This is a genomic window from Nocardia mexicana NBRC 108244, assembly GCF_001613165.1.
In the GTDB taxonomy this organism is placed as follows: domain Bacteria; phylum Actinomycetota; class Actinomycetes; order Mycobacteriales; family Mycobacteriaceae; genus Nocardia; species Nocardia mexicana.
The window spans coordinates 255,900-264,310 of record NZ_BDBV01000022.1 but is presented as its reverse complement, the minus strand read 5'-3'; the positions used below and the strand labels follow the sequence as shown (position 1 = coordinate 264,310).

General features: G+C 70.1%; 9 protein-coding genes and 2 pseudogenes. 6 read left to right on the top strand and 5 right to left on the bottom strand.

What is annotated here, in order from left to right:
• Positions 1 to 189, top strand: a pseudogene (locus tag NM1_RS42970) (DoxX family protein); the annotation flags it as partial.
• Positions 190 to 282: 93 nt separating this feature from the next.
• Here NM1_RS42970 and NM1_RS09730 read toward each other — a convergent pair.
• Positions 283 to 704 (bottom strand): annotated as a pseudogene (locus tag NM1_RS09730) (nitroreductase family deazaflavin-dependent oxidoreductase).
• Between the two features lie 238 nt (positions 705 to 942).
• Here NM1_RS09730 and NM1_RS09725 point away from each other — a divergent pair.
• Entirely contained in the window at positions 943 to 1,353 is a 411-nt protein-coding gene (locus NM1_RS09725) for a hypothetical protein (protein WP_068016837.1), read from the top strand.
• A gap of 16 nt (positions 1,354 to 1,369) precedes the next feature.
• Positions 1,370 to 1,525, top strand: a complete 156-nt coding sequence (locus NM1_RS42965) for a DUF6131 family protein (RefSeq protein ID WP_169814225.1) — start codon at positions 1,370 to 1,372, stop codon at positions 1,523 to 1,525.
• 52 nt (positions 1,526 to 1,577) lie between these two features.
• Here the strand turns inward: NM1_RS42965 and NM1_RS09720 are convergent, their stop codons facing one another.
• Entirely contained in the window at positions 1,578 to 2,417 is an 840-nt protein-coding gene (locus NM1_RS09720; protein ID WP_068016834.1) for an alpha/beta fold hydrolase, read from the bottom strand.
• 58 nt (positions 2,418 to 2,475) lie between these two features.
• Between NM1_RS09720 and NM1_RS09715 the strand changes: the two genes are divergently transcribed.
• Positions 2,476 to 3,108, top strand: a complete 633-nt coding sequence (locus NM1_RS09715) for a TetR/AcrR family transcriptional regulator (protein ID WP_084519319.1) — start codon at positions 2,476 to 2,478, stop codon at positions 3,106 to 3,108.
• Positions 3,109 to 3,264: 156 nt separating this feature from the next.
• A complete protein-coding gene (locus NM1_RS09710) occupies positions 3,265 to 4,005 on the top strand; it encodes a serine hydrolase (protein WP_068016831.1) in 741 nt (246 codons plus the stop codon).
• 23 nt (positions 4,006 to 4,028) lie between these two features.
• Here NM1_RS09710 and NM1_RS09705 read toward each other — a convergent pair whose 3' ends face one another.
• Together NM1_RS09705 and NM1_RS09700 are read right to left on the bottom strand one after the other, a co-directional pair.
• The gene (locus NM1_RS09705) at positions 4,029 to 4,841 is read right to left on the bottom strand and encodes an amidohydrolase family protein (protein ID WP_068016828.1); all 813 of its coding nucleotides are present in this window, start codon (positions 4,839 to 4,841) and stop codon (positions 4,029 to 4,031) included.
• Between the two features lie 18 nt (positions 4,842 to 4,859).
• Positions 4,860 to 5,459, bottom strand: a complete 600-nt coding sequence (locus tag NM1_RS09700) for a TetR/AcrR family transcriptional regulator (protein ID WP_084519318.1) — start codon at positions 5,457 to 5,459, stop codon at positions 4,860 to 4,862.
• Positions 5,460 to 5,554: 95 nt separating this feature from the next.
• Between NM1_RS09700 and NM1_RS09695 the strand changes: the two genes are divergently transcribed.
• The gene (locus NM1_RS09695; RefSeq protein ID WP_084519317.1) at positions 5,555 to 6,340 is read left to right on the top strand and encodes an alpha/beta fold hydrolase; all 786 of its coding nucleotides are present in this window, start codon (positions 5,555 to 5,557) and stop codon (positions 6,338 to 6,340) included.
• On the opposite strand, the gene NM1_RS09690 is transcribed toward NM1_RS09695, so the two are convergent.
• A complete protein-coding gene (locus tag NM1_RS09690; protein ID WP_068016822.1) occupies positions 6,327 to 8,393 on the bottom strand; it encodes a neutral/alkaline ceramidase in 2,067 nt (688 codons plus the stop codon). The genes NM1_RS09695 and NM1_RS09690 overlap by 14 nt on opposite strands.
• Between the last annotated feature and the right edge of the window lie 18 nt (positions 8,394 to 8,411).

The window sequence follows — 8,411 nt, the reverse complement described above, 5'->3', positions numbered from 1 at the left end:
GCCCGCCGCGCCCGCCAGCGCAGCCGGGAACTCGCGGACGCCAACCGCGACCGCGCCTGGACCCTCGCCGCCGAGGCCTCCGAACGCGCCGCCGAACTGGCCGACCGCGCAAAGGAACGCAGCACCGACCTGGCCCACCGCGCAGAGTCCCACCGCTCCCCCCGCCGCCGTTTCCTCCGGCGCCGCTAGCACGGCCGCTTCCCGCACCCCGCGCCCGCTCCCGCACCCGTTGCACGTGTTGTAAAGGCGTGCGGGAAGGGCTACGGGGTGCGGGAATCGCGGTCAGATGCGGGTGAGTTCGTAGAGGCGGAAGGGGCGGCCGGTGGCCAGGCGCTGCTCCATGGTGTAGCCGGGCCAGTAGGCGACGGCCCGGTGCCAGGCGCGGTCGCGGTCCGCGCCGGTGAGGCGGCGGACGCGGACCTTGAAACGCTCTCCGCCGCTGTGGATTTCGGCGTGCTCGGCGGCGTCGAGGTTGGCCGACCACGCCGGATGCCTGGGCCGTCCCAATTCGAACCGACCAGGAGGTAGGTACCGGGTCCGTCGGGGACGTACAGCAGCGACACCGTGCGCGGCAGGCCGGTCTTGCGGCCGAGCACGGTCAGCTCGATCGAGGGCAGTCCGGCCAGATCCAGCACACCGCGACGCCCGCGGCTGACCCTGCGCACGATGCGTTCCAGAACGGCGACGGCGGGGGCGGCCCGCATCACCGCTGGGCGGCGCGCGATGGCGCGCCCCACGGCGGGCAATGGGTTCCTCGGCACCCTTTCACCGTATAGGCATACGGTTTCGGGGCGGTCGCCCGGGCGTTACCGCGCGGCAATCCCGAACTCTCGGTGGACATCTGGCATCGCCCTCCCGGCTCGCGGTCCCCGCCGAGCCGTTTGAACCGCACCGCCGAGGGCATTGCCACAACACAACCATCCGACAAAGTTTGGGATTGTCATGATTGTTCTCATCGGACTGATCGTGCTGCTCGCCGCCGTCGCCGTCGGCGTCGCCGCAGTGTCCGCCAACCTCGGCGACGGACATCTGCTGTCACCCGAGTTCACCGTGTTCGACCAGTCGTTCGCGGGCTCGCAGGGTGAACTCTTCGCGGTCGGGGCCGCGATCGGCGCGGCCGGAATGCTCGGTCTCGCACTGGTGATGGCGGGCGCGCTGACCAGCACCCGGCGTAATGCCAAGGTGCGCAGGGAACTTCGCCGCTCACGTCGCGAAGCCACCGCCGCCCGGCGCACCACCGAGCCCATGGCCCGACCGGCCGCCGAGAGCCCCGCCTGGTCGTGGAGCCGTCTGTTCCGGCGACCTGCCGCAGGCTCGCCACAGACCACCCGCCACGCCCGGTCACACGGCTGACAGAACAGGTAGCACCATGATCATTCTCGGAATCCTGCTGATCATCGTGGGATACCTGCTCAGCATCCCCATCCTCACCACGATCGGCATCGTACTGGCCGTCGTCGGCGCGGTGCTGGTGCTGCTGGGCGGGGTCGGCCGTCCCGTCGGGGGCCGACGGCACTACTTCTGATCGCCCCGAGCGGCTGCGTGATCGGCCGGGCCGTGGCGGCCTGTCGGCGTACTCATGACGAACTCGCGCTGAGGAATTCCGCCATGGCCTTCGCGACGGCCTGCGGTTGGTCGAGCATGGACAGCACGTAGGCGTCATCGATTTCGACCAGCCGCCCCCGGGGCAGCAACCCCGCCAGCCGGCGCCCGTACTCGCGGCGCATCACCCTGTCGGCCGAGGACCACAGCACCAGTGCCTCGCCCGGAAAATTCCGCAGCGCTTCGGTATTGGCGATCAGCTCGTCCTTGCGCGGCAGCGACAGACCGTACTTCCGCACGTCACGCCCGATTCTCCGATCGCGCAGGCCGGGTTCGGTCCAACCGCGCACCAGCTCGTCGGACAGCGGATAGCGGGCCATCCGCCCGAACAGCAGCGGTGAGCGGCGTATCCACCCGATGCGCAACTGGCGCAACGCGATCGGCAGGGCGCCCGGAACGCCGAGGGCCAGGACCGACATCTTCCCGGGCAGTCCCGGCGGGAAGTTGTCGAACGCCTCGCACGGCAGCGCGATCAGCCGTGACACCCGCTCGTCGAGCCCGTAGGCGGTGAGGAACAGCCCGCCGCCCCAGTCCGTGTGCACCAGCGTGACATCTCGAAGATCCAGTGCTGCAAGGAAATCCGCGATCAACACGTTGAGGCCCCGCAGGGTCAGGTCGGCGTCGTCGCGCATCGGCTCGGGATGCGAGCCCAGCGGCAGGTCCGGCCGAATGTAGCGAAAGCCGGTGGGCAGCATGTCCAGAGCCGAATCCCAGACGGTGTGGTTCATCAGCAGCCCGTGCAGCAGGACCACCGGCGGGCCCTCTCCGTGCTCGAGATAGTGCACCGGCCCGGCGGGCACCTCGACGACAGGCATACGACCCTACCTTTCCGCTAGAACAGTCGCTCTAGAGCGCATGCTCTAGTGTGGTGGCATGGCGGAGCAGATGTCAACCGGCACCCGAGCGCGCATCCTCACCGCGGCGACCGAGCTGATGCGCCGCCAGGGCTACGGCGCGACCAGCGTCAAGCAGCTGACCGCGGCGGCTCGCGCGCCGATCGGTTCGCTGTACCACCACTTTCCCGAGGGCAAACAGCAGATCGCCGCGGAGGCGCTGCGCACCAGCGGCGCCGCCTACATCCAGCTGATCCCGCTGCTGATGGACCCCTTCGAGGAGCTGCGCGACGCGGTCCCGGCCGCCTTCGCCGCCGCGGCCGCCGATATCGAACAGTCCGGCTGGATGAACATGTGCCCGGTCGGCACGGTCGCCGGCGAGATCGCCGACAGCGAACCGCCGCTGCGCGAGGTGGCGGCGGAGGTCATCGCCTCCTGGATCGAGGAGGGTGCCGGATACTTCGTGCGGCGCGGCCTGCGCCCCGGCCCCGCACGGGAATTCACGCTCGCGATGCTGAGCGCGCTGGAAGGCGCGTTCATCCTCAGCCGCACGCTCCGGTCCACCGAACCTCTGCACGCCGCGGGGCGGGCCATGGCGGCTCATCTCGAGGCGGCGATGGACGCACGCGAGTCCGAGTACGCCACAGCGCTTCCCGAGGCGTCCGAGAAGTAGCACATACCGACAGCAGCGCAACCGGCCGAGGCTGCGCGGGCGCCACCGGACGACGCTACGAGGGAGCCCGGTCCGCGCTCTCCCAGAATCGTATATTTGTCCGAAATGCGACAATTCGTAAAGAACCTCACAGTCACCGTGGATAGGCTGTGAGGCATGCTGTCGATCTGCGCAGTCCGGCACGGCGAGGCTCCGTTCTACGCGATCAACGCCGATGCCGCCCACGACGCGGCGAGCACGGTGCGGGCCGCGGTGCTGGCGGCGCTGTACCGCGGCGGGACGGACCTCGATGTCGCGGTGCCCGTACACGATCGGTTCGCGTCGCAGGTCCCGGGCCGGTGGTTCGATATCCGTCCGGACGACGACAGCGATCCGATTCCGTGGCGGCGCATCGGCGGCCGGGCGACGGTGCGCTGGCTGGCCGAGCGGATGATCACGCACTCGTCGAATCTCGCCGCGAACCTCTGTGTCGAGCGTATCGGCCTGGAACGGGTCGCCCGGATGTGGCACGACATGGGCATGACCGGCGCCCGGATGACTCGCGTGCCCGAGGATGATCCGGCCCGCGAGGCCGGGGCCACCAACCAGGTGACGGCCGCGGGTTTGGCGCGGCTGCTCCTGGCGCTGCGCCCCGAGGAGCTGACGGTGCTGGAGCGCAACGCCTTTCGCGATGATCTTCCGACCGGCCTGCCCGCCGGCGCCCGCATCGCCGTCAAGAACAGCTGGGGACGCCGACTGCGGCACAGTGGTGCGCTCGTCTTTCCGCCCGACGCTCCGCCGTATGCGCTGGCCGTCTGCTACACCGGCCCGCTAGCGAACGGGCGCGCCGTCGGCGACCCCGCCGCCCGCCTGCTGGCTCGCGTCTCCACGCAGGCCTGGTCGCGGCGTCGGTACTGAGCACCCGGCCGGACAAGCCTGCGTTACAAGCGAAATACCCTGCGCGCGTTGCCTTCCAGGTACAGCTCCCGCACCTCGTCGTCGAGCCCGAGCTTATCGAGCCCGTCGAGGGCGTGACCCGGCGTAATCATGGGGAAGTTCGAGCCGAACAGCACCCGATGGCGTCCGGTTCCGGTCCGCAGATACGAAACCAGTTCCGGCGGTAGCCGTTCGGTGGTGTAGGCGGAGGTGTCGATCACGACGTTCCCGTGCTTGCGAGTCACCGCGATCATCTCCTCCGTCCACGGGTAGCCGACGTGCCCGCACACGATGGTCAGTTCCGGGAAGTCCAGCGCCACCTGGTCGATATACGGTATCGGCCGCCCGGTGTCCGACGGCCGCAGCGGCCCGGTGTGCCCGACCTGGGTGCAGAACGGGACGCCGAGCTCGACGCATTCGGCGAACAGCGGGTAGAAGCGCCGGTCCGTGGGCGGGGACTCCCACAGCCACGGCAGCACCCGCAGTCCCTTGAACCCCTCGTCACGCACGCGCCGCCGCAGCTCGCGCACGGCCTCCATCGGCCTGCGCAGATCGACCGAGGCGATGCCCGCCAGGCGCTCCGGCGCGGCCGACACGCACCGCGCCACTTCGTCGTTCGAGATCAACGCACCCTCCGGAGCGTGCCAGGCGGTGATGAGCGCCAGGTCCACTCCCCCGGCGTCCATGGCGTCGAGGGTCACCGACAGCGGAATCGGCCCGGACGGGATGGCGCCGCCGGTCCATCGGCGCAGCGCCGCGAACATGTCCTGAGCCAGGAATTCTGCGGTCGGATGCTGAGCCCAGACGTCGATTGTCATGGCGCGCACGTCCTTTCGTTACACGGCTTGCAAACCTGCCCACGCCGCCTCGCCGAGTGCCGAGGCGAAATCGGTGGGACGCTTCCTGATCCGGCCCGCGAGCCAGAGCTTGCCCGTCTCGTGCGCGGGCGCGAACGCGATGGCGTACAGCAGATTCGGGTCCACCGCCTCCGACAGCGCCCCGGACCCTTGCTGTTCGCGCAGCCAGGCGCGCAGGCGACGACCGAATTCCCGATTGATCTCGCGCAGTGGTTCACGCCCCCGCGCGCTCGCGGCCACCGTGTCGCGATGGGCGATCACCAGGCGCGCGGCGCGGGGATGCTCCTCGTACCACCGCAGTTCGTACGCGACGAGGGCCCGGACCGCCGACGCCGGATCGGTTCGGGCGTCCAGTGTTTCGAGAACACCGGCCTGGAATCCGGCGAGGGCGTCCACGACCAGCACCGCCAGGACGCCGTCCTTCGCCCCGAAGTGGTGGTAGATGGATCCGTTGCTCACCCCGGACGCGGCGGTCAGCTCCGCGATCGACACCGCGTCGTAACCGCGGGCGTCGAACAGCTCCACCGCCGCGGACAGCACGGCGTGACGAGCATCGGAGCGGGTAGATCGAGAGTCCATTAGAGCACCACTCTAGAGCAGCGCTCCAGTCCGGCGCAAGGATTCGCTTCGGGGCCGACCCGCACCGCGAAGGAACGGCAGGAGAGAATCGGCCCGTGAGCGCATCACCGTTGATCCTGCTGCACGGCGTCTCCATGTCCGGGCGCGTGTGGGACGGCCTCGTCCCCGCCCTGTCGCGCCACCATCACGTCCTCGCACCCACGCTGCTCGGCCATCGCGGCGGGCCGCCCCCGCCGCATCGCCCGGTGGACATCGGCGACCTCGTCGACGACATCGAACGGCGAATGGACGAACAGGGTTGGGACACCGCTCATATCGCGGGTAACTCGCTCGGCGGATGGATCGCGATCGAACTCGCGCGGCGGGGACGGGCACGCAGCGTCTGCGCCCTCTCCCCGGCAGGTTTCTGGACCGCGGGCGAAACCAGCCACAGCGGCGGGACGTCGATCATCGCCCGACTCGCGATGATCACCCGGCTCACCCGCCCGGTGGCGCCGATCGGCCTGCGCTCGGCCGCCGTGCGCCGTATCGCATTTCGTGACATCTGCGTCCACGGCGACCGGCTGACCGCGCGGCAGGCCCTCGGCATCGCCGATGATCTGCTGTCCTGTCCGATCCTCGACGATATGCTCGGCACTCGGTCGCAGATCGCGCCGCTGGACCCGCTCCCGGGCCCGGTGACGCTCGCCTGGGCCGCGCGGGACCGCCTGCTGCCGATCTCGGTCAACGGGGCCGTCGCGCGAGAAAGGGCGCCGCAGGCCCGGTTCGAGATCCTGCACGGCGCCGGTCACGTGCCGATGATCGACAGTCCGCGGCGGGTGGTGCGCGCGATTCTCGATACCACCGGCGCGCTACGGGACGGCGGGCTCAGCCGACGGTGAATTCGGCCGAGATACCGGTGAACCGCGCGGTGCGCCCGGCCGCATCCCTGCTGTCACCGGTGTATTCGATGCGGTAGCGCCCGGATTCGGCATCATCGGGTACCGTCCACCGGATCTCGACCACCGAGGCCGCGGGCTGGCCGTCCGGGCGCGCCCAATGCAGTTCGGTGCACCAGTCGTTGTCGTCGAATTCCCGGCGCCAGCCGCCGCCCGCGCTGCGCTGCACCTCGAAATAGGTTCCGCCGGTGTGGAAATCGTTGTTGGGCTGGGCTCCGACGAATCCCACCGAAACGGTCTGTCCCGCTCCGTAGTTCGGCTCCGGCTGGGTCAGGACGTCACCGAACGCCCGACCGGGCGCGGGGACGTCCGCGGGCACCGCGGGGAGCAGGTTCGGCTGTGCTCCGGAGGTCCAGTCCAGGGGCGCCGGGCCGCGGCCGAGATCGATCCGCGCCGCCAAAGCCCGTGCGAGCCGGTCGAATTCCTGCATGTACGCCGACAGTGTCCAGCGGCCGTACAGCGTCTCCCCGCCCTCGTACTGCTGGGAGACGTACTCCTCGGGCGTGGTCACGTACCCGTTGTAGCCATTGGCATAGCCCTGCAGCAGCACGTTCTCCAGCGGTACCGACAGCGCCCCGGCCACGAGCCGCCGGATCCGCAGTCCCGACACCACGGTGTACTCGGCGGGGCCGGAGGCCAGCACCAGATCCCCGATGCGCATGATCTGGATCGGCACCACCGGCGGCACCCACGGCCGCGGCGGCAGGATTCCCAGCGGCGCGACGATCATCTTGGGCGCCTGGGCATCCCGCATCCACTGCTCGATCGGCGCGTCCACGCCGCCGAGCGCGGCCACCACGGGGTTGGTGTCACCCTCCCGCAGGAAGGGCAGCTGGGTCTTCCAATTGTCCTCGGAACTGGTGGCCGCGGCCGCCGTCCCCATCATGGCCGGGGCGGTGCGCGCCGGTTTGCCGTCGGGCGTGTAGGCGCCGTCGATCGCGGTGTCGCCCATGTCCACGTAGCGCAGCATGGCGTCGACACCGGCGCTGCCCATCGAGCGCGCCGACGCGAAAGCCGCACGCCCCGCTCGATATTGGCGCTCGCCGATGAGTGCGCAGTTGGTTCGGTTGTCGTCGGTCGGACCGGACGGATGCCACGGCGTGATGTTCAGGTTGGGCGTCATATCGCCCGCATTGGTCTGCGCGAACGCCGCCACGAAACTCGGCGGGCCGTCCAGGTGCCGCACCCCCATCTCGTCGTGCTCCCAGCGGTAACTGGCGTAGCCCTTGTTGTCGACCGAGATGAGCGTGTTGTGGTCGGTGAGCGAGGTGCCGTGGGTGGCGAACCAGGTGATCGCGCCGACGTCCCTGCCGCCCTGGCGCAGTCGCAGCACCGTCACCTGCGGGTCGATGGCGTCGGGCAGTTCCGCCTTGTCCTCGGCGGGGTTCAGTTCGAAGGCCGCCCGCGAGCGGTTCACGCTGGCGTCGTGCAGTTCGCCGTGGCCGAGCAGGACGGTGCCGGGCGCCAGCCGCTCGTGCGCGGCCGCGATCGCCGCGACGATCCCGTCCACCTCGGCATCGTGCGAGTTCTGCTGAAAACCGTAGGCGGCAAGGGAATACGCGTACTCGCGCGCGGTGCCGCCGCAGGAGTTGTGATTGTGCGTGGCGTTCAGGTTCACATTGCGCTCGGTGTAGAGGGCGCCGAACCGCCGCGCCAGCCGCTGCAGGACCGCCAGGTGCACCGACTGGAACAGGCAGGCGATATCGGCGTTGACGAATACCACCCGGTCCCCGGTCGCCCGGTCGACCACGATGTATGCGCGGGCCCAGCAGTGCATGAGCAGGCCGGTCGCCACCTGGTCCAGCTCCGAGTAGCCCATCATGCCCTGGCCCGCGACCGCGCCGGTCACATCGGCCATGCCGCAACCGATCAGATAGCCCTGGCCGTCACCCGTGCCCGGGGCCGGTTGCGCCGCAGCGGGATTCCCGCCCGCCACGCTGGCCGCGAAGGTGGCGGCCGCGGTACCGGCCAGCATCGATCGCCGGGAAACCGCCACGGCCGCTCCTTCGGTCCC

What these genes read in the sequence shown, in the direction of transcription:
- NM1_RS42965 (WP_169814225.1), top strand. Translation starts at nt 1,370, where the DNA reads ATGATCATTCTCGGAATCCTGCTGATCATCGTGGGATACCTGCTCAGC.
- NM1_RS09725 (WP_068016837.1), top strand. Translation starts at nt 943, where the DNA reads ATGATTGTTCTCATCGGACTGATCGTGCTGCTCGCCGCCGTCGCCGTC.
- NM1_RS09720 (WP_068016834.1), bottom strand. Translation starts at nt 2,417, where the DNA reads ATGCCTGTCGTCGAGGTGCCCGCCGGGCCGGTGCACTATCTCGAGCAC.
- NM1_RS09700 (WP_084519318.1), bottom strand. Translation starts at nt 5,459, where the DNA reads ATGGACTCTCGATCTACCCGCTCCGATGCTCGTCACGCCGTGCTGTCC.
- NM1_RS09710 (WP_068016831.1), top strand. Translation starts at nt 3,265, where the DNA reads ATGCTGTCGATCTGCGCAGTCCGGCACGGCGAGGCTCCGTTCTACGCG.
- NM1_RS09705 (WP_068016828.1), bottom strand. Translation starts at nt 4,841, where the DNA reads ATGACAATCGACGTCTGGGCTCAGCATCCGACCGCAGAATTCCTGGCT.
- NM1_RS09715 (WP_084519319.1), top strand. Translation starts at nt 2,476, where the DNA reads ATGGCGGAGCAGATGTCAACCGGCACCCGAGCGCGCATCCTCACCGCG.